Genomic DNA, 20,089 nt, shown 5'->3' with positions numbered 1-20,089 from the left:
GGTTATCCTTTCGCCGATGCACTTCTGTGAAAGTTTACAATCTTAAAGTTTCACAGAGTGTGGGCGTGATCAAGGTTAACTGCGAGAAGAAGAGTTCGCTGACCTACGAACCTACGAACCTACGAACCTACGAACCTACGAAGCGCGCTTGCCGCCGATGCGGTTGACGACCTCGAAGAGGTAGGTGACCTTGTCCTCAGGGAAGAGGTCGGTCGGGCCGCCGGGGTAGGCGTCGGAGAACGGCGGATCCCAGAGCGCTCCAGCGTCCACCGCACCGCCCTTGGCCAGCATGCGCGCCACCTGCTCCAGGTAGCTCAGCTGGCGCGAGGTGAGGGTGCTTCCGGCCATGAAGCCGGACAGCTCTTCCATGACGGCGGCCTGGTCAAGCCCAACGAGCGAGCGGATGAAGAGCTCGAGCCCGCCCTCGGCCGCGCGGGCCAGGTCCTCGGGGCTTCCGGCGCCGCTCTCGAGCAGCAGCCGCTCAAGCTCCGCGAGGTCATCCGGCGTGAGGGCCTTCGCCGAGCGCAGCCGGCGCAAGGCGAAGCTCTTCTCCAGCTGCGATTCGAGGAACAGCCGCACGCGCTCGCGGTAGTAGCTGAGGTCGAACGCCGACTCGGTCACGCCCACCAGCTCGGCCTCGGTGGTCTCCTGCGCCTCGTCCGCGAAGTTGGCGTAGACCACCTTGCGGCGTTTGCGCTCGATCAGCGGGACCAGCTCGCGCAGGCCCTTGCGCACGCGCTCGAGCCAGCGGGGATCGGCGTCCACCCATTCCTCTTCTTCGCTCGCGTCGGCCTCCACGACGGAGTTGATGAGCGGGAGCTTGGCCTGGATCACCGGAATGTTTGCCTGATCCTGCAGGGCTCGGGCCAGCTGCACCAGGCGCTTGCCGGCCGCGGCGGCCGCTGCCGAGTCTCCCGTGAGGGAGGCCAGCTGGGCCTGCAACGCGAGCAGGTCGAAGCGCTGCGACTCCTCCGCACCCTCCCCGGAGGAGAGCGCAGCGAGCGGGGCAAGGTCCGCGCGGGCGCGTCCGGCGGCCTCGAGGTCCAGCCCGCGCCAGGCGCCCGGCGTGCCGAAGGACCGCACCGCCTCGATGTGCGGGCGCACGGCGAAGTTGGCCTCCGGCCACTCACTCACCTGGCGGGCGAGGTGAGCCGCCAACTCACTCGTGAACGCGTCGTCGGGCATCCGCTGTTCCGCGGCCTCCAGGAGGCCCAACCGCGTGGCGAAGGTGCGCTCGGCGAGGCTCTTGGGGAGGGCGGCCCCGGCCGCGTCCAGGCCCGCGTTGAAGAACTCGACGTTGCCCATGACGTCAAGGATGAGGAAGTGGGTCTTGTCCTGGCCCGGTCCGTAGAGGCCCGGGCGCAGGCGCGTTCCGCGCCCCACCATCTGCCAGAACTTGGCCTTGGAAAAGACGGGCTTGAAGAACACGAGGTTCACCACGTCGGGCACGTCGATGCCCGTGTCCAGCATGTCGACGCTGATGGCGATCTGTGCCGTGGTGGGTTTCTTGTTTCCCTCGTACGGCTTGGAGAACGCGTCGATGAGCGACTGGGACCGCGACGAACGGTAGGTGATCACGCTCGAGAGGTGCCCGTTGTACTGCGGGTAGTGATGATTGATGCGCTCGTGGATGAAGTCGGCGTGGTCCTGATTGCGGGCAAAGATGATGGTCTTGCCGATGAGGTTGCCGCCGGCCACGTGATCGCCGCGCTCCATGAGCGTCTTGATGACGTGGTCAACCGTTGCCTCGTTGAAGAGCCACTTGTTCAGCTCGGGGGCGGCGACCTCCTCGGGGATCTCGCCGTCGTCGTCCCACTCCTTCTGGTCCCACTCCTCCTTGTCGGCCTCGGAGAGTTCGTCGTAGCGGGCGCCCTCGCGCGTGAAGCGCGTGCCGACCTCCAGGACGCGCGGCGGCACCAGGTAGCCGTCCGCCACGGCCTCGTTGAGCTCGTAGCCGGAGGTGGGGTTGTTGTCCTCGATGCCGAAGAGCGAGTACGTGTTGCGGTCGATCTCCGCGTGCGGCGTGGCCGTCAGGCCGACCACCAGGGCGTCGAAGTAGTCGAAAATCTGCTTGTACTTGAGGTAGATGGAGCGGTGCGCCTCGTCCACCACGATGAGGTCGTAGTAGCCGACGCCGCGCCAGTCGGGGCCGCTCAGGCGGCCCTCGCTGGAGGCGTCGATGACGTTCATGATGGCCGGGTAGGTGGCCAGGTGGAGGCGGCTGGCCGCCAGATCCTCGGGCTTTGACTGCCCGACGACGGCGGGGGAGGAGTTCTCCAGGACGGTGCCGAAGGCGCGGGCGGCCTGGGTGACGAGGGCCGTGCGGTCGGCCAGGAAGAGGATGCGCTTGACCCAACGGGCGTCCTGCAGAAGTTTGCTGAGGGCGATGACGGTGCGGGTCTTTCCCGTGCCGGTGGCCATGACGAGCAAGGCGCGGCGGCGAGGCTTTTCTCCGTCGAAGGCCTCGGCCACCGCGCGGATGGCCTTCTGCTGGTACGGGCGGTCGGCGATGCCCTCGGGCAGCGGCTGGGAACTCAGCCGCTTGCGGTCGGTGCGACGGTCCACCATGAGCTGCAGCTCGTCCTGCGTGTGGAAGCCGAGGACCTCGCGCTCCGGGGAGCGGGTGTCGTCCCAGATCCAGTGGCGGTAGCCGTTGCTGAAGTAGATGACGGGGCGCTGGCCGAACCTGGCCTCCAGCCCGTCGGCGTAGAGCTTGGCCTGCTGCTGGCCGGCGTGGGCGTCCTTGGAGGCGCGCTTGGCCTCGAGGACGGCCAAGGGCAGGCCGTTCTTTCCCCAGAGGACGTAGTCAGCGAAGCCGTGGCCGGCGTTGCTGCCGTCCGCTGTGGGGATGGTGTTGAGTTCGAACTCGCGGACGTTGGGGCCGGCGGGGTCCCAACCGGCCTCGCGGAGGTAGAGGTCGATGAACTCGCGGGTGGCCGCCTCGGTGTAGTCAACCGTGTCCGGGATTTTCTGGTTGGCGGCCGTCTGCGCGGCCACCTGGGCCTGGAGCTCGGCGATCCGCCGCTCGTAGTCCGCCGCGCGCTCCCGCTCGGCCGCGAGGGCGGCATCCTTGGCGGCCAGGTCCTCCTGGAGCTTGGCGCGCTCCGGTGCGGTCAGCTGAGGCTCTGCGGTGTACTGCTTGAGGTGGTCAGGGTCGAAGCGCAACCCGATGACGGGGCGCTGGGCTTCAGAAGCCGCGTAGCGACGCGCGAACCACAGGGCGATCTGCCACAAGTCAACGAGGTTCTTCAGGGCGGTGGGTCCGGCCACCGTGGACGTGCCGTGGACGGCATTGTTGGTTGCCTTGCGGATGGCGTGCATGAGGTCGCGCACGGGTGCCTGGACGGTGCGCACGAACTCCGGGGCGGTCATGCGGTTGTTGAGGCTGTCCTGCAGAGGGAGCACCAGGGCCTGGTCGGCGCGGTACATCCAGTCGACGAGGGCCTCGAGCGCTCGCCGCGTGTAGACCAGGCCCGTGCGGGGGTCTCCCAGCGTGTAGCGCTCGGCCGTGCTCGCCTCGGCGAGCACCTGCTCCCAGCGGCCCTCGAGGAAGTCGAAGTTGCTGCCCTGCGCCTGCTCGCCCTGCGGCGTCATGCATTTCTCCTTGGAAGGGAACGCGATTCCTGTGAACAGGGTAGCCGGAAGGGGCGACGGCGCGTGGTGGGCGTCACGATGGTGGCGGGCGGACTCTGCGCGAAGAATCTGCACTTTTCTGCCGAATTGTGCGAAGTTGGACCGACTCGATTGCCCAACTCGCGAAATCTGCACTTTTCTGCAGAAAGACTCGACTTTCGCCCAACTCTCGACCGACAATGACTGAATCGGCAGAAAAGTGCAGAAAAGGGGACTTGATGGACGCGATGGAGATCGGCGCGCGCATCAAGCGAGCCCGCAAAGCGCTGGGAGTGACCCAGGAGGAGCTGGCGGAGCTCATCGGCGTCAGCACCAGGACCTTGGGGCAGGTGGAACGCGGCACGGGCACGCCGTCGCTCGCGACCGTCCTGGCCGCCGCGGCCGCCGTGGGAGTGCGGCTGGAGGTGATCCCGTGACGGCCTTGGGGCGGGACCTCGAGGACTTGCGCCTTGTCCAGGCGGCGGAGGTGTTGAAGCGCGGCGTACTTGCCGCGACCCTGACTCGGCGCCCGGACGGCGGCGTGGTGCTCGAGTACGCGGACGACTACGCGGGACCGGCCGTGGCGACGACGCTGCCTGTGGGGGCCGAGGCGGTGGCAACCACCGGTGGCGGGCTGCCGGCGTTCTTCGCCGGAGTGCTGCCGGAGGGTCATCGGCTCAACGTCTTGCGCGGGGCGGTGAAGGCCAGTCCTGACGACGAGCTGAGCCTGCTCCTGGCCGTCGGCGAGGATCTGCCGGGGGACGTGCAGGTGGTGCCTGCTGGTGCCGCGCCCGTTCGCGAGGTTGACGTGGCCGCGGTGGTGGGTAGTGCTGCTGAGGCCGATTTTGCTGAACTGATGCAGGAGCCGGATCTCACGGGCCTGGCGGGGGTGCAGGCCAAGCTCAGCGCGAGCATGCTTTCCACGCCGGTGAAGTGGAAGAGCGGTGAGGCCATCCTCAAGATCGACCCGGCGGATCACCCGCATCTGGTGCTCAATGAGGCCGCGCACCTCGAGGCGGCCCGCGCCTTGCGCTTGCCCGTGGCCGACGCGGCGCTCGTGGAGGACCGTAGCGGCCGGCCGGGGCTGGCGGTGTCTCGCTTCGACCGGGTGACCGAGGGTGGTCGTGTGCGAAGGCTTGCTCTGGAAGACGCCGGGCAGGTGCTCGGGATCTTGCCGGCGGCCAAGTACTCGGTGAGTTCCGAGGAGGTGGTGCTTGGCTTGGCGGGGGTGGCCAAGGCGCCACTCATCGCCGCCCGCAATCTCTACCTGCAGTTCCTGTTTGCCTGGTTGACCGGGAATGGGGATCTGCATGCCAAGAACGTCTCGTTGCTGGAACAGCCCGATGGCAGCTGGGCGGTGGCGCCGATCTACGACGTGCCATGCACCTGGGTCTATGGCGACAAGAGCATGGCGCTCACCGTGGACGGAAAAGCTATGGATCTGCGGGCTCGGCACTGGGCGGCCTTCGCCGCTGCCATCGGGCTGAACCAAAAGGCCGCGGCCAGCGCGCAACGGCTGGTGCTTGCGGCCGCGGCCGGCGTGGACTGGGACGCGTTGCCATGTGAGGGATCGGTCCGGCGCGGGGCCGAGCGTGAACTTGCCGCGCGGAGGCGCGAGCTCGAGTGATAGTGCCAAATGTGTAGGATTGGTGACATCGTGAAATGTAACCGATCCTACGCTTTACCCAATGTGCAGGATCGGTTACATTTGAGCGATGAAGGCTCCGGACAACCCCGTCTCTGTCCTGTCCCCGGACGATCTAGGGGCTGAACTCGCGCGACTGCGGCGGCAAGCGGGTCTCACGCAGGCCCAGCTGGCCACCGAAGCCGGAGTCTCCCGAAAGTGGCTCGTCGACGCGGAGGGTGGACGCTTCTCGGGAACCGTGGCCAGGTACATGCAGGTGTTGGCCGTCCTGGGCCAATCGTTCTATGTGGGTGAGGCGGAGGCATGAGCTCCGAACTGCTCGCGTATCTCGATGGTGCGCTCTGGGGTACCTTCCGCTTCACGAACGGGCAGGTGTCCTTCAACTACGAACCGGAACGATCGGATGCCACACCGCTGTCGCTGTCCATGAACCCACGCCGGGGGCGCCACGGCAACAAACCGGCGTCGGCCTTTCTGTGGGGATTGCTTCCTGACAATAGGGAGGCCCTGCAAAACATGGCCAGGGCGGCCGGGACCAGCGCGGGTTCCCTGAACGGTCTGCTTGGCCACTACGGCCGAGATGTTGCGGGCGCTCTCCAACTTCTGCCGCCAAGCGTGCCTTCCACCGATGCCGAGGCCGTGGACGTCCGCGCTGGGCAATCCTTGACAGAGGGCGAGGTTGAGGGATTGCTGCGCCAGGCGCTAGAAGCCTACAGGCAAGAACAAGTCCTGCCTGGTGAGAGCTTCCGGTTCAGCGTGGCCGGTGCCCAGGCCAAGATCGCCCTCACCCAACGGGATGACGGCGCCTGGTTGCCTCCCGGGGTAGGCGTGGCGACGACGCACTTACTCAAGCCGGTGATGACGGCCGAGCAGACGTGGGAAGACCTTGACGTGGTGGAGCAAGCCACGATGGAGGCAGCGCGCAGGCTGGGCCTCAACGTCGCGGAAACGGCATTGTGGACGCCGTCGGCTGGCGATCTGAGCGTGCTGGTCGTCAAGCGCTACGACCGGGAAATGCGCCACAACCGAGTGGTCCGCCTGCACCAGGAAGACCTGTGTCAGGCGTTGGCTGTGCAGCCGGGGAAGAAGTATCAGCACCGCGACGGCGGGCCCGGAGTCGGCGCCATCGCGCGGCTGTTCGTCAGCGCAGCGCCCGCTCATCGCCGGCAGTTGGGCCAGGCATTCTTCGAGGCCTTGGTTTTCAACGTCGGGGTGTTGGGAACGGATGCGCACGCGAAGAACTATTCGGTGATGTTGCGCGGCAACGCCGTGTCGCTGGCGCCCCTGTATGACCTCATTTCAGCGGCGGCGCACCTGGGCAACCTGCAGGGCCTGGACGAGGCGTTCTTCCCCATGTCGATCGATGGTGAATACGCCTTCGAGCGCATGAGCCTGCGAGGCCTCGTCAAGGAGGGTGTCCGCCTCGGCCTCACCCGTGCGGAGTCCGAGGCCACGGTGGAGCGGATTCTCGGCGGCGTGCGCGGAGCGATGACGGCCGCCGCGGAGGGCCTCGGACAGCCTGAGCTCGCGCAGCGGCTGGACGACGGGCTCTCTCAACTCTCGCTGTGCACCCGAGTGGACGCCTGAGTGCCATTGACGTGGGCGTCGGCGTCGGCACTCCCCGAGAGATCTTTCTGTCGGGGGTTCGGTTCAGGCTGATCACACCACAAGGTGTGGTGAAGGTTGAGCCTCAGGAGGCTTCTCGTGAAGGTTGCTGCGTTTCACTCGTCCAATCCGACCGATCCGGACGTCCACCACAACCAGAACGACTGCGTGAGCGGTCGGCAGATCCCCAGCTGGAACATCGTCCAGGGGACCGGCGGCTACCCGCTGTGCGGGCACTGCGCCAAGCGGTGATCGCAGTGGCGTGGGACTCCGGGGAGTCCCACGCCCGCTCTATTCGAAGAAGTCCTCGTCGATCTCGACGACCTCGTAGGTGGTCTTCACCTGGACGCCCACCTTGTACTTGATCATGAGGTTTACGAGGCGCTGGCCGTCGATCAGGATGATCCGGGTTGGGACGCCGTGCGCGTATTCGAGCGCGCCCTGGCTGAAGGCGCTCGTGGTGATGAAGACGCCGCGGGAGGCACCGAAGCCGTGCAGCGCGCCGACGAAGCCTTGCACTTCAGGGCGGCCGACATTGTTGCCCGCGGAGTAGCGCTTGGCCTGGACGTAGACCTGGTCCAGCCCCAGCGCGTCCTGGTCGATGACTCCGTCCACGCCGCCGTCGCCCGTACTCGCGGTCACCTTGCCGCGCTGTTCGGCACCGCCGTAACCCATCGCGAGGAGCAGCTTCACGACGGCGTCCTCAAAGAAGTCCGGATCGCTGGTGCGCAGCTTGTCCAGGAGCTCGGCCGCGAGCTGCTCACGGAGTCGCTCCATGCCTTCTTCCACCTGCTCGGTGGGGGTTTGGGTCGATTCGGCCACGGCCGTGCCCGCCGGGGCGGGCGCGGTTTCACTGCCCGACGACGGGGTGTTCAGTTTCCAAAGCTCGCCGAGTTCGCGCTCGATGGACTTGAGATCGGTGATCGGCCGCTCGAGTTGCTCATTCCACGCGCGGCCTGCGGCGGTGATGGAGTAAATGCCGCGGCGGACGGGCTCGATGTACCCTGCGCGGGCCAGGAACATGATGGCCCACTTGGCGCGGTCCAACGCGCGTGTGGTCTTGCCCGAGGGCAGCATCTCGGCCGCGGCCTCCGGCGTGAGTCCGGCGCCGGCGACGGCTTGCTCCGAGAGGTCCTTGCGACGCACCTCGGTGGAGTTCGCGAGCACGTCGAGGATCGGGCCGACGAACCCCGGCCACGGCGGGAGAGTCGAAGGTGCAGGTTCGATCCTCACAATGCCCCTCTGAATGCTCGATGAGACAAAGACGCAACAGCGGCTTCGAGCTTGGCGCGAGTTGTCGCTGCGAGCATGCGCTCTTGCTTGAGCTGCGACAGTTGCGAGGCGTACTCCTGCTGACGGGCCAGCGGCGGGACCGCGAGCGGTGTGGACTTGATGAGTCCCATATTCAGGCCTCCCATGATTGCGCCTCTCTTCGACCTACCCAGGTGGTCCGATGAAGCAGGATGGAAACGCAGCCAATCTTGCAAGAACTCAGGAAGAATCTTGTTGCGATCGGGTGTGATAGCAACCATGTGCTTGGTGTTGATCGCGTCGGGAATGTCATCGGGAACGATCGCCGTGCGACCTAAGGTGCCCATGATCGTGATGAGCACATCGCCGGGATGCACCTGGAATCGGCGAAGCGTCTCGAATTTGCTCTGCGAAATGTGACGGGTGAAATTTGAGTTGAACTGGTGATCCGTTGTTGAGTCGATGCCCAAGACAGCGGGGCCCGAATCAGTGAGTTCAGACTTGAGGAGTTGTGATCCGAACGGGCCTGTGCGAATGCGATTGGGTCCCACCATCGCCACGTTTGCGACCGTCTGCCCGGATGGTTGCGTGGTGCCAAAGCGTGCGATAAACAGTGACTCATGCAATTCCGCCAGGAGCTCCGAGCGGTGCGTGACTGAAGCAAACATGGCATGCGACCGGTCGAGGATGTCCGCGATGCGGCGCTGCTCGTTCAGCGGAGGAACAGGGATTGGGATGCGTCCAACATCGACAGGGCGCGCGCGAAGAAGCGATCCGCCCACCCCAGCGACCGTCGTCATGAACTGGCGATGGAACCCCTCGCTGAGCAAGAAGTGTCGCAACCAAGGAGCGTGGTGAGCCGCCGAACGAAAGACGATCCACTCCTGGGAAGCGACTTGCCGGTATTCAGAAGCAGGCGGTACCACCCACACGCGTCGGATGTGGGGGACGATTTTGGAGATCAGGACGTCACCAGGAAGGACCAGTTGCTTGGCAGAGCCGATGTCACCGCCCGGGGTTGTCGTAGCTTGGCCCGCGTCGTAGGCAGGGATGCTGAAGTATGAGAATTGTTCGAAAGGATGTTTGCTCGGATGGAGGCTCTGCGTCTTGGCGATGAGATCGGCTGCAGGCATCATCCTCACTTGAGCATCCCCTTGAGCTCGGCCAGGCCCGTGGCGATCTCCTTCTCCAGCTCTTCGAGCTCCGCGATGATCTCCAGCGGATCGCGGTGCTGGACCTCCTCGTACTCGATCTCCTTGTAGCGGTTGATCGAGAGGTCGTAGCCGTTGGCCTCGATCTCGGACTTCGGCACCACGAAGGAGGCTTCGGTGCGGGCGCGCGCACGTTCGGCACCGGCGGCCTCGGCATCTGCTCCGCGGAGCGCCTCCCAACGCTCGAGCACGGTGGGCAGATCGTTGGTGTCGACGGGATTGCGTTTGTCGTCAAGCGAGAAACCGTCCGCCTTGACGTCGTAGAACCACACGTCCTCTGTGCCGCCGGAGTCGGTGCGTGTGAAGAAGAGGATGGCGGTGGAGACACCGGCATAGGGTTTGAACACACCTGAGGGCAGGGAAATCACGGCCTCGAGTTGCTGGTTTTCCACCAACTCGTGGCGCAGGGACTTGTGGGCCTTCGTGGAACCAAACAACACGCCGTCGGGCACAATCACGGCGGCTCTGCCTCCGGGCTTGAGCAGGCGTAGGAACAACGCCATGAAGAGGAGTTCGGTCTTCTTGGTGTCGGCCAGCTTGAGGAGCGCCTTGGAGGTGTTCTCCTTGTCCAGGCTGCCCGCGAACGGCGGATTGGCGAGGATGAGGTCGTAGCGATCCACGTCCGCCGAGTTCACCTCGGCCAGGGAATCGCGGCGCTCCAGGACCGGGTTATCGATGCCGTGCTGCATGAGGTTCATGGCGCCGATGCGCATCATGGTGCGGTCGGTGTCGAAGGCGTGGAACTGCTCCGAGTTGAAGAACACGCGCTGCTCCGGCTCGAAGAAGAGGTCTGGGTTGTGCTCGCGCAGGTACTCGCCGGCCTCCATGAGGAAACCCGCTGTGCCGGCGGCCGGATCGCAAATGGCCTCCATCGGCTGTGGCGCGCGCATGTCCACCATGAGCTTGATGATGTGGCGCGGCGTGCGGAACTGGCCGTTGGTGCCGGAGGTGGCGAGCTTGCCGAGCATGTACTCGTAGAGGTCGCCGTTCGTGTCGCGGTCCTTCATGGGGATCGCGTCGAGGAGGTCCACCGCCTTCTGGAGGAGGTGCGCCTCGGGGATGGTGAAGCGGGCGTCCTGCATGAGGGCCGTGTAGCTCGAGGCGGTGCCGTCGCTCAGGCGCGTGACGCGGTCCTTGAGGAACGGAAAGACGCTCTCGGTGAAGACCTCGAAGAGCTCGTCCTTGCTGAAGCCCTTGAAGCGGTTCCAGCGCAGGTCTCGGTACTCGCGGCGGAACTCATCGCGGCCCACCGGGAAGATGGGGTCCTGCACGGGGCGACCGGTCGCGGCGGCCTTCTGCTCCTTGACGAGCTCCAGCTCGTCCAGGCGCTTGAGGAAGAGCAGGTATGTGATCTGCTCAATCACCTCCACCGGGTTTGAAATGCCGCCCGACCAGAAGGCGTTCCAGACGGCGTCGACCTGGCTCTTGAGGGTTCCTGTGATCACCAGAAGAGTCTAGGTGGAGCGGGGGACGGTTCTCACGGTCGGTGGGTGTTGGCATCATGAGCGCATGACTCAAGACGCCCCGGCGAAGCAGCTCTCCTCGCTCCGCGAACTCGCCCAGGCCGCCTCCCAACGCGGCGAGGGGCTGGGGAAAGCCATCAAGGTCGATCCGCAGCGCTGGGCGAAGTATGCCGGCGAGAACGTGGCGGCCTTGATCGAGGGCTCTTCCGCATGGGATGCACAGAGTCGGTCCGTGTCGCGCCAGGCGCTGTGGGCGCTCGCGGACCTCGCGCGCAATAGCGAGGGCGCGGACCGTTCGCGGCTGGCCCGTGAGGTGCTGTGGGTCTCGCTGGCGTGGGGGCACGGCACCACGTACCGGCTAGCGCGGAAGCGCGCGCAGGCGCTACTCGAGTGCCCCGACGATCTTGCCGTGCGGATCTTTGACCGGGCCCAGGATCCGGACGCTGCGGAGGCCCTGTTCGACTCGCTGCGCCACGGCGATGACCGGGTGAAGTACTGGGGCCCCAACTTCTTCACGAAGTTCCTCTACTTCAGCGCCCCGCGCACCTCGCCGGCCGCACACCTGATCGTTGACGTGAGGGTGCGCAGCACGCTGGCCGGCTTGGGTGAGCCCGAGTCCTCGAACATCCATAGCGCCGCGGGAGGATTCGGGGCACGCACGTACGGAGCCTCGCTGGCGCCGATGAACCGGTTCGCCATCGAGTGGGACGTGGCGCCCGACGCCGTGGAGTACGCCGCGTTCACGCTCGGCTGAGCGTTGCTCGCTGCCGGGGCGTCAGCGCCAGAAGCGCCCGTTCTCGTCGGCGTCGATCGCGGCGAGGAGTGTGCTGACCCGCTCGTCCGGGCCGCACGGCTCGTAGGCGTGGAACTCGCCCGAGGCTTCGGCGGAGAAGAGCGACCAGAGCTCTGTCAGTGCGGTGAAACGCAGCTGGGCGATCGTGGTGTCCGCCGGGTCCACGGCGGGGACGAGGCGCACCGACTCCACGATCGTCACCCGGTGGCCGTCCACCTCGGCGCGCAGGCCGAGGCGGTCCTCGCCCTCCGGCGCGTAGGACGCCGCCCAGGCGCGGATGACGGTCAGGTCTTGCTCACGGATGGCCATGCCATCAGTCTGTCAGGCGCGAGCGCAGGCGCAAGCGCAGGCACGAGCGCGAGCACGAGCACGGGCGCCAACACAGTCGGCAGCCCCGCCGGCCGGGGTCTCCCGTCGCCGTACCCGGCTCAGTAGTCTGAGGCCATGACCCGCCCTGAACCCTTCGACGGATCCGCCTTCCTGCCGCCCGGCGTCAAGCACGTGCCCGGCATGGCCCAAGAACTCATGGACGAACTGGCGCCTTTGCTCGCGGCGGAGGGCATTGACCTCAACAATCCGCCGGAAGACCTGGACGTCTTCAACGCCGCCCTGCGCTCGGCCAGCGAGCGGCGCAACATGGAGCTGTTCATCCCCGTCGGTGAGGAACGGGTCCGCGCCTTGGTGCTGGTCTTCTCCGCGATCAAGCAGGTAGCGATGGGGGACGAAGGCACCGGCATTGCGGTGCTGAGCGCTGCCGTCCCCCAGGCTACGGACACCGCGCCCTCGGTGGGACACGTGTGCGGAGTGACGTGGGCGATGCTCGACAGCGTGCTGTCGAATCGCTTGGCGGCTGATGCCCTGGAGGGTTTCGTCATACCGGCCGGAGAAGAGGCGCTCCGAGTGGCGGCCGCGCACACGCTCATCGAGGCGCGCCATGGCGGTGCCACGACCAGCACCGCGGCGCTCATCGGCTTGCACAACGGAGCCAACGCCATGGTGGGCGCCGTGCTGGCCCTGGCCGGCGTGCTGATCACGGCAGCCAGGCGCCTGGACACCTCGGTCACGGAGCTGATGAGGGGGGAGCTGGGCCGCGGCGAGGCCGGAGAACTGGCTGCCGCGCTGGCGCGGCTGGAAACCCCGGAACCCTCGGCCGGGGGTCGCCAGCGCCGCAAGGCGCACAAGAAGGAACGCCGCACGGAGGCCTCAACGGTGCGACGCGCCGACGCCCGGCTCTTCAACAACGCGGTGGCCTGGTACTCGCGCCACGAGGCCGATGACACCGAAGACGTCCAGATGTACAGCTTCGGTCTCGAAGCGGCGCTCGCGGTGGCGCGCGGGGCGGGCCTGGATCCGCATTCGCCGACCGACGTCTGCGCTCTGGCCACCTTCGTGGCACTCCTCCCTCCGGGTGATGACGACGAGGCCGCCGGGGCGGAGCACCTCATCCTCCTTGGCTCGATCCCCAGGTACGCGAACTACCGGGTGGACCAGTCTCAGGACGATCCGGAGTGGCAGGCGGCCTTGCGCCGCTGCATCGGCATCGTCGAGGGATCCTCCGCGGAGTCGGATGCGGGTTACCACCACGCATCGTGGCCGGAACCGGTGGGGGATCTCGAAGGCCTGGTGCACCGCATGGTCCTGGCCGAGTCGGAACCCGAACGGGAAAGGCGCCTCGCGGCCGAGTTGATCCTCCCGGCCGTGAGCGGCATCCCCCGGGTGGTTGAGTGGGTCGGCAAGGGGCGCCCGGTCACGTCCACCGGTGGCGTGCGGCGAGCCGACATTGCGGCCCTCGGCGGCTTCCTTGGCCTCGATGTGGTGGGCGTGGCCTCGCCGTCGCTCTCCACCGAGGGGCCGCGTGAGCTCACGAGCATGTGGGACCACCCCCTCCTCGAGAACTGGTGGACGACGCTCCTCGAGATGGGGATTCTCGAGACAAGCAGCACGCGGGTGAAACCGGGCGAGAAGGCGGGGCACCCGCTGGCTCCGGAAGAAATCGAGCAGTTCGTCCGCGTGATGGTCGCCGCCACGATCCTGCCGTCCCCCGAGGTGCTGGAACCGAGCGAGGGCTACACCGCCTGGGTGGTCATCAACGCCCTGACCGAGGCCATCGAACGCGGCGCCGAGGCGGTGCTGCCGACGGGGCTCGGCTTCGGGGCCGAGGTGTACGCCGGGCCTGTGTTGCGCGGCCTGGCCGACCTCGGCGTCGCGAACGTGACGCGGGACAAGCGCGGAACCCGCGTATCGGTGCCCGCGGACCTGCGCCTGCCGGTGGCCGCTGGCGCGCGGTACGTGGTCCGCGTCCTGCAGGACGCCCACGAGCTGGGCTGAGCCGGGCTCGGAACCCAACGCACGACGCCGGGTGGTGACCTTCCAGCGGAAGGTCACCACCCGGCGTCGGGCCTTGGGCAAGCTGCGAAACCCCGGTGGTTGCACCAAACCCCGTGCAGTGCGCGGGGTTTTGTGCCACTGGCGGGGGGTCAGACGAGGCGCGTGTGCTGCTCGCCGAGGCCGTCGATCGAGACGACCATCTCGTCGCCGGCGACCATCCACGGGTGGCGGCCCGCCTCGTTGCGGCGGCCGAGGGCCACGCCGGCCGGGGTGCCCGTGATGATGAGGTCGCCCGGCTGCAGCGTGATCATCGTGGAGAGGTAGGAGACCAGCGCGGCGGGGGAGAAGACGGTGTTGCCGACCGAGTCTTGCTGGACGACCTCGCCGTTCAGACGCGTGGTGAGCTGGGCGTTGGGGTCGAACTCGTCCGGCGTGACGACCCACGGGCCCACCGGCGTGCTTGCCTCCCAGATCTTGCCCTGCGTCCACTCGGCGGTGCGGCCCTGCCAACCGCGCATCGAGACGTCGTTGGCGATGGTGTAGCCGGCGATCGCGTCCGCGGCCTGCTCCTCGCTCAGACGGCGGCCGCCGGAGCCGATGACGATGCCGAGCTCGCCCTCCCAGTCCAGGCGATGGTCCTCGGCCGGGATCTGGACGTCGTCGTCCGGGCCCGTGAGCGTCAGCGCGAACTTCGCGAAGACCGTGGGGAAGGTGGGGACCTCGTTTCCGGTCTCTTTGATGTGCTCGTGGTAGTTCAGGCCGATGCAGAGCACCTTGGCCGGGTTGAGCACGGGCTGGGCCAGCTGGCCGCGTTCGGCGGCGGGCAGACGCGTGGCGCTCGGCGCCTGCGCGCCCTCGAGGGCCGCCGCGCGCTCGGTCTCGCTGGCGGCGAGGAGGGCCCCGACATCGGCGAAGCCGGGCAGCGGGGACAGGGTGGCGTCCTCGTTGACGAGGACGGCCTGGGTGGTGGCGCCGGTGCGCAGGGTCGCGAGCTTCATGCCATTCATGGAAACACGTTTCCGCTGAGTGGACACCCGTGGATGTGATCGTGACCACACGTGTTCGTGTGGTCGGACCCTGCCGGCAAAACTGCCCGATCGCTTCAGAATGGCCGGAAGGTTGCGGCAGTTCTGAAGCGATCCGGCAGTTTCGCGAAGGCGGCGGAGCGCCAGGCTGATGGAGCACGGCGGTGTGGCGCGCTCGAACGGCAGCGCGGGCAGCTGAACCCGGCCATGCGCCGTCGAGCCTCGACCCCCAGCTTTGAGGCGCGGCCTGCGCTTTGAAGCGGGGGGGGAAACGCGCCTCGAAGCGCAGACCTAGCCTCAAGGTGGTGGTGGCGACGGGGAGGGCGCCGCGGTCAGCACCGCCCTCCGTGCGCTCAGCGGCGCGCGTCCTCCTCGACGCGCACCAGGGTGCCGGTCTCGAGCGTGCCGGCGGCCTCAATGTCGGCCACCGCCTCGGACGCGTCCAGCCGCACCTCGCCGCGCGGTTCCTGCGCAGGGCCCACGGGCCGGACGTGGCTCGCGGTCGCGACGGCCACGAGGCACAGCAGCCCGGCAACGAGGAACGCGAGGCGCGCGCCGGAGGCCTCGGCCGCCGGCCCGGCCTCGGCGGCACGCGAGGCCCCGAAGGTCAGGGCCGCGACGAGGATCGCGGTGCCCGCCGCTCCAGCGAGCTGCTGGAAGGTGTTCATGATCGCGGAACCGTGCCCATAGAGGCGATGCGGTAGCGAGCTGAGCGCCGTGGTGAGCAGCGCGGTCAGCACGCAGGCCATGCCCGCGCCGTAGAGCGTGTTGAAGAGCAGGATGTACCAGACGGGGGTGCCCGTGGTGATGGCGGCCAGCGCCAGCATGGAGCCGGCCATGACGATGGCGCCCGGGATGATGAGCGGGCGCGGGCCAATGCGGTCGTACAGGCGGCCGACGAAGGGCGCGAGCACGGCCTGGATCAGGCCGGCCGGCAGCAGGAGGAGACCCACGGCCACGGAGGAGAGCCCCAGGCCCTGCTGCAGCACCATCGAGAGCATCACGACGGAGCCGAGCAGCAGGCCGAAGGTGATCGCCACGGTGGTGACGGAGAGGCGGAAGACCTTGACGGAGAAGGGGCGCAGATCCAGGAGCGCCGCGTCGCGCGGCTGGAGGGCGCGTTGGCGGGCCACGAAGAGGACCAGCCCGACGACGCCGACGGCCAGGGACGCGACGGCGGGGATCCAGGAACCGGTCAGCGCGGTCTCCGCCGCGGCGAGGGCGTAGACGACGCCGCCGAAGCCCAGGGCGGAGAGCACCACGGAGAGGGCGTCGAAGGGCGCACGGCGCGTGGCCCCGCCCTTGGCGAGGACGGCGAGGCCGAAGCCGAGCGTCAGCACGGCGATGACGACCATGATCCAGAAGATGCAGCGCCAGCCGAAGGTGCCAAGGATGAGGCCGGAGAGCAGCGGGCCCACGGCGGGGGCGCAGGCGATGACGATGGAGTTCATGCCCATCATGGCGCCGCGGCGGGCCGGCGGGACGGTGCTGAGCGTGGTGGTCATGAGCAGCGGCATGATGATGGCGGTGCCGCCGGCCTGGATGACGCGGGCGGCGAGCATGACGGAGAAGCCGGGGGCCAGCGCCGCGACGAGCGAGCCGAACAGGAACAGGCCCATGGCGCTCAGGAAGAGGCCGCGCGTCGTGAAGCGCTGCAGCAGGAAGCCGGTCGTGGGGATGACCACGGCCATGGTGAGCATGAAGCCCGTGGAGAGCCACTGGATGGCCGTCGCGTCCACGGCGAAGTCAAGCATGAGCTGGGGCAGGGCGACGGCGAGGACCGTCTCGTTCAGGATCATGACGAAGGCGCTGGTCGCGAGAACGGCGATGGTGCGGGCGACGCCCGGGGGGAGCGTGCTGGGTGCTGCGGGGACCGCGGCGGGGTGACTCAAGGGGGATACCTGTTTCCGTGCGAAGGGGGCGCTGGGCGCGAGCCTTCATTTTGTCATAGACTGCCAAGTTGGCATAAGAGGTCAGGACAGTGGGAAGGGTCACGGTCGGCGCCCGTCGTCTGTGGGGCAGGATAGGGACCATGTCCCTGCCTGCAGCGCCCCAGCCCAGCGACGCCGTCGACACCCCGGCGGGGCCGCGGGCTCCGCGGCCCACACAGCCCGGGGGCGCCCCGGTCGAGGGCCTGCGCGAGCGACGCCGCCGCGAGACCGCGGCCGAGGTCCACCGCGCCGCCATCGAATGCGTGGAGCGCGAGGGGCTCGAGGCTGCCACCGTGGCCAAGATTGCCGAGGCCGCGGGTATCTCGGCGCGCACCTTCTTCCGCTACTTCCCGTCCAAGGAAGCGGCGATCCTGCCGGGGCAGAGCAATCTGGGCCGGGCCCTCGAACGCCTCCTGGCTGCCGCCCCGCTCGCCGAGCCGAGCCCCGAGCGCGCCCTGGCCACGCTCGTGGGCACGCTCGAGGCGCTCATCGCGGAGGACGAGGTGGACCACCGGGAGCACCTCCGCATCGGCTTGCTGATGGAGAGCGAGCCGGCGCTGCGCGCCCACGTGGCCAGCGAGGACGCCGAGCTCATCCGCCTGGCCGCCGCCGTGTTGCAGGCGCTCGCCCCGGGCTACGACGAGGGGGACGCCCGCTTCCAGGCCGAGTTCGTCTTCACCGCCCAGCGCATCGCGTGGCGTACCTGGGACGCGCTCGGGCCCACCGAGGAGTGCCCCACTCCGCTCTCGCGCTGGCGCTGGGGCCTCTCACGACTCGCGCCCAACGCGGCCCGCGTGGCGGGAACCGCGCCCGCGAACGGGTAAATTTGGGCGGAACCCGGGAGGATCAATGTCGACCTATAGCTTTATCGCGTGCCGTGCGGAGGGGACCATCGAGGTCCACGCGCTGGACGCGGACCGAGGCACCCTTCGGCGCTTGAGCGTGGTGGAGGGCGTCGAAGGCGTCAGCACGCTCGCCTTCGACCACGAGCGCGCCATGCTCTACGCGGGCCGGGCCACGCCCGAGCCGCTCCTGAGCGTCTTCACCGTTGTCGCCGGCGGACGCCTCGAGCACCGCGGCGACTTTGCCCTGCCGCACTCGGCCGCCTTCCTCGCCTTCGATGGCGACGCCGTGCTCGTGGCCAGTTACCACGACTCCGCGCTCTCCCGCGTGCCCGTCGACGCCGACGGCCTGCCCTGCACGGAGCGCCCCACCTTCACCGACGCGGACGCGGGCAGGAACATTCATGCCGTCGCCACGACGCGCGACGGCCGCCACGTCTACGCCACGGCGCTGGGTTCCGACGCGATCCTGGCCTACCGCCGCGGCGCGGGTGATGAGCCCGCGCTCGTGCGCCTGCCCGCCACGGCCGTGGAGCCGGCCGGCTCCGGCCCGCGCCACCTCGTGATCTCATCGGACGGCAGCCGCGTCACCGTGGTCACGGAGATGAGCGGCGAGGTCATTACTTTTGCCCGCGACGCCGAGACGGGCGCGCTCACGCGCGCCGGTGAGGTCAGCATCGTGACGCCCGACGACGACCTGGTCACCGGCGTGGCCCGGGTGGCCGGCGGTGCCGCCGTCCCGGAGCGCCCCATCTGGGCCGCAGAGATCCGCCAGGCCCGCTCCGGTGCCCTGTGGGTGACCACCGAGCGCACCACCTCCAAGCTCACCGTCATCGAGGCCGGGGACACGCCCCGCGTCCTCAACAGCGTGCGCACCGAGGAGCGACCGCGCGCCGCGGCCGTGGCCCCCTCCGGCGACCTCATCCTGGTGGGCGGCGAGACCTCCGGCGGCGTGAGCGTCTACCGCGTGAGCGAGACGGGCGTCCTCGAGGCCACCCAGCGCATCGAAACGGGAGGCAACCCCGCCTGGTTCGCCTTCCAGCGCGTGGACTGAGCCCGTGCTCGCCCTGCGCTGAAGAAACAGAACGACGGCGCCGCCCCGGTGGGGCGGCGCCGTCGCTGTGTTGAGCGGTGTGGCCGGGCTCAGTAGGCCGCGTAGCCCGGGGCGGCGTCGAAACGGCGGCCCTCCGGCTTGGACTCGAGCGCGCAGAGCACGAGCACCACGATGCCGCCGATGCCCGTGAGGAAGAGCAGGGTCAGCAGGCCGGTGAAGTTGGCGTCGTGCAGGCGGCGCCAGTACAGGCCGAGCAACGGCAGGATGATCGCCAGGCTGATCAGGCCCATGATCAAGCCGCCGATCATCATGAGCGAGGCGGGCCCTGCCGCGGCGGCCGCCAAGGCCTGCGGGTCCGTGATGTTGCCGTTGGAGTCGGCGTACTGCAGGGCGGTGGCCGCGACCTGACCGGCGCCGATCGTGTAGAGGATGCCGGGCACGAGCTGCAGGAGCCCGAGGGCCAGCGCGACCCACCAGAACTCGGAGCGCGAGGCGCGCCCATTGAAGTTCACATAGTTTTTGAAGAAGCGCTTGATGGCCTGGCCAAACGTGGCACCGTACAGCGGGCGCGTGAGGTCCTCCGGGTTGGTGGCGCCGTCGAGGCCGCCCTGCAGGCCCGTGGGGATCGCGTAGTTCACGGCGTAACCGCCGCCAGTGCCGGGGGCACCGGGGGTCGAGTAGCCGCCGGCAGCCGGCGCGCCGTAGGCCGGGGCGCCGTAGCCCTGCTGCGCGGCGCCGCTCTGGGCCCAGTCCTGGTTCCCCTGCGCGGCGGGCTGATCCCACGACGGCGCGGCACCAGCGGCCGGGGCAGCGGCGGCCGGTGCGTCCCGGCCGCCCTGCGCGGCGGGCTGCTGCGCGGCGGCGGGCGCGTCCCACCCGGCCGGGGAGGCCTGGGTAGGCGCGGCGGGCTGATCCCATCCGCCGGGCGCGGCCTGCGCCTGGGGTGCTCCGTAACCGCTCGGGCTGCCCCAGGCGGGAGCGGCCGGGGTACCGGGGGCACCCTGCGCCGGGGCCTGCGCGGCGTCGGCGGCCGGCGGCTGGACGGGCTGACCCCACGCGCCGGGCTGCGGGGCGGAACCGGGTTGCGGCTCGCCGTGGTTCGGAGTGTTGCTCATGTTCTTCCCCCTGAAGTTGGTGGCGGTCCGGATGCGGAATGCGCCGTGTCCGAGGCGGGGCGCGGCCCGCCCGCACGCCTCGTTGGAGTCAACCTTGGCATATTGAGCCCCACTTGGCGCGGTTCTGGGGGAAGAAACGGGCCTGTGAGTAACGGGCGGCAAGCCTCGGTGCGGGGCAGGAGAACCCGCGGCGGAAGCGCGCGGGACCCGGTCC

17 protein-coding genes are annotated in these 20,089 nt (G+C 68.5%); 9 read left to right on the top strand and 8 right to left on the bottom strand.

Annotation, left to right across the window (positions count from 1 at the left end):
* Positions 1 to 135: 135 nt before the first annotated feature.
* On the bottom strand, positions 136 to 3,594 hold the full coding sequence (locus DWB68_RS01615) for a DEAD/DEAH box helicase family protein (protein ID WP_119423378.1): 3,459 nt from the start codon (positions 3,592 to 3,594) through the stop codon (positions 136 to 138).
* 257 nt (positions 3,595 to 3,851) lie between these two features.
* On the opposite strand from DWB68_RS01615, the gene DWB68_RS01610 reads away from it, so the two are divergent.
* The 5 genes from DWB68_RS01610 to DWB68_RS16110 all read left to right on the top strand — a co-directional run bounded on the left by DWB68_RS01610 (position 3,852) and on the right by DWB68_RS16110 (position 7,114).
* A complete protein-coding gene (locus DWB68_RS01610; protein WP_119423377.1) occupies positions 3,852 to 4,049 on the top strand; it encodes a helix-turn-helix domain-containing protein in 198 nt (65 codons plus the stop codon).
* Positions 4,046 to 5,239, top strand: a complete 1,194-nt coding sequence (locus DWB68_RS01605) for a type II toxin-antitoxin system HipA family toxin (RefSeq protein WP_325048535.1) — start codon at positions 4,046 to 4,048, stop codon at positions 5,237 to 5,239. Before DWB68_RS01610 ends, DWB68_RS01605 begins: the two co-directional genes overlap by 4 nt.
* A gap of 88 nt (positions 5,240 to 5,327) precedes the next feature.
* The gene (locus DWB68_RS01600) at positions 5,328 to 5,564 is read left to right on the top strand and encodes a helix-turn-helix domain-containing protein (protein WP_119423376.1); all 237 of its coding nucleotides are present in this window, start codon (positions 5,328 to 5,330) and stop codon (positions 5,562 to 5,564) included.
* The gene (locus DWB68_RS01595; protein ID WP_119423375.1) at positions 5,561 to 6,844 is read left to right on the top strand and encodes a HipA domain-containing protein; all 1,284 of its coding nucleotides are present in this window, start codon (positions 5,561 to 5,563) and stop codon (positions 6,842 to 6,844) included. Before DWB68_RS01600 ends, DWB68_RS01595 begins: the two co-directional genes overlap by 4 nt.
* A gap of 117 nt (positions 6,845 to 6,961) precedes the next feature.
* Entirely contained in the window at positions 6,962 to 7,114 is a 153-nt protein-coding gene (locus DWB68_RS16110) for a hypothetical protein (RefSeq protein WP_158588174.1), read from the top strand.
* Between the two features lie 39 nt (positions 7,115 to 7,153).
* On the opposite strand, the gene DWB68_RS01590 is transcribed toward DWB68_RS16110, so the two are convergent.
* From DWB68_RS01590 to DWB68_RS01580, 3 genes are read right to left on the bottom strand one after another with little or no spacing between them, the layout of a single operon-like run.
* A complete protein-coding gene (locus tag DWB68_RS01590) occupies positions 7,154 to 8,095 on the bottom strand; it encodes a restriction endonuclease (protein WP_267896913.1) in 942 nt (313 codons plus the stop codon).
* Positions 8,092 to 9,249, bottom strand: a complete 1,158-nt coding sequence (locus tag DWB68_RS01585; protein WP_233548558.1) for a restriction endonuclease subunit S — start codon at positions 9,247 to 9,249, stop codon at positions 8,092 to 8,094. Before DWB68_RS01585 ends, DWB68_RS01590 begins: the two co-directional genes overlap by 4 nt.
* A 2-nt stretch (positions 9,250 to 9,251) precedes the next feature.
* The gene (locus DWB68_RS01580; RefSeq protein ID WP_119423373.1) at positions 9,252 to 10,769 is read right to left on the bottom strand and encodes a type I restriction-modification system subunit M; all 1,518 of its coding nucleotides are present in this window, start codon (positions 10,767 to 10,769) and stop codon (positions 9,252 to 9,254) included.
* 64 nt (positions 10,770 to 10,833) lie between these two features.
* Here DWB68_RS01580 and DWB68_RS01575 point away from each other — a divergent pair, with 64 nt between their 5' ends.
* Positions 10,834 to 11,541 carry an 8-oxoguanine DNA glycosylase OGG fold protein gene (locus DWB68_RS01575; protein WP_119423372.1) on the top strand — a complete coding sequence of 236 codons (708 nt, stop codon included), beginning with the start codon at positions 10,834 to 10,836 and terminating at the stop codon, positions 11,539 to 11,541.
* A 21-nt stretch (positions 11,542 to 11,562) separates the two neighbouring features.
* On the opposite strand, the gene DWB68_RS01570 is transcribed toward DWB68_RS01575, so the two are convergent.
* Complete coding sequence (locus tag DWB68_RS01570) at positions 11,563 to 11,889, bottom strand: DUF3024 domain-containing protein (protein ID WP_119423371.1); 327 nt, start codon at positions 11,887 to 11,889, stop codon at positions 11,563 to 11,565.
* A gap of 135 nt (positions 11,890 to 12,024) precedes the next feature.
* Here DWB68_RS01570 and DWB68_RS01565 point away from each other — a divergent pair, with 135 nt between their 5' ends.
* Positions 12,025 to 13,908, top strand: a complete 1,884-nt coding sequence (locus DWB68_RS01565) for a hypothetical protein (protein WP_119423370.1) — start codon at positions 12,025 to 12,027, stop codon at positions 13,906 to 13,908.
* A gap of 149 nt (positions 13,909 to 14,057) precedes the next feature.
* Here DWB68_RS01565 and DWB68_RS01560 read toward each other — a convergent pair whose 3' ends face one another.
* On the bottom strand, positions 14,058 to 14,915 hold the full coding sequence (locus DWB68_RS01560) for a fumarylacetoacetate hydrolase family protein (RefSeq protein ID WP_407645628.1): 858 nt from the start codon (positions 14,913 to 14,915) through the stop codon (positions 14,058 to 14,060).
* A gap of 371 nt (positions 14,916 to 15,286) precedes the next feature.
* Entirely contained in the window at positions 15,287 to 16,825 is a 1,539-nt protein-coding gene (locus DWB68_RS01555; RefSeq protein ID WP_199700348.1) for an MDR family MFS transporter, read from the bottom strand.
* Positions 16,826 to 16,965: 140 nt separating this feature from the next.
* On the opposite strand from DWB68_RS01555, the gene DWB68_RS01550 reads away from it, so the two are divergent.
* Both DWB68_RS01550 and DWB68_RS01545 read left to right on the top strand, forming a co-directional pair.
* Complete coding sequence (locus DWB68_RS01550) at positions 16,966 to 17,688, top strand: TetR family transcriptional regulator (RefSeq protein WP_119423368.1); 723 nt, start codon at positions 16,966 to 16,968, stop codon at positions 17,686 to 17,688.
* 25 nt (positions 17,689 to 17,713) lie between these two features.
* Entirely contained in the window at positions 17,714 to 18,760 is a 1,047-nt protein-coding gene (locus DWB68_RS01545) for a lactonase family protein (protein WP_119423367.1), read from the top strand.
* 89 nt (positions 18,761 to 18,849) lie between these two features.
* On the opposite strand, the gene DWB68_RS01540 is transcribed toward DWB68_RS01545, so the two are convergent.
* The gene (locus DWB68_RS01540) at positions 18,850 to 19,875 is read right to left on the bottom strand and encodes a DUF805 domain-containing protein (protein ID WP_119423366.1); all 1,026 of its coding nucleotides are present in this window, start codon (positions 19,873 to 19,875) and stop codon (positions 18,850 to 18,852) included.
* Between the last annotated feature and the right edge of the window lie 214 nt (positions 19,876 to 20,089).

Origin of the sequence: Galactobacter valiniphilus (assembly GCF_003575975.1) — a bacterium.
In the GTDB taxonomy this organism is placed as follows: domain Bacteria; phylum Actinomycetota; class Actinomycetes; order Actinomycetales; family Micrococcaceae; genus Galactobacter; species Galactobacter valiniphilus.
This window is presented reverse-complemented; position numbering and strand designations above follow the sequence as displayed.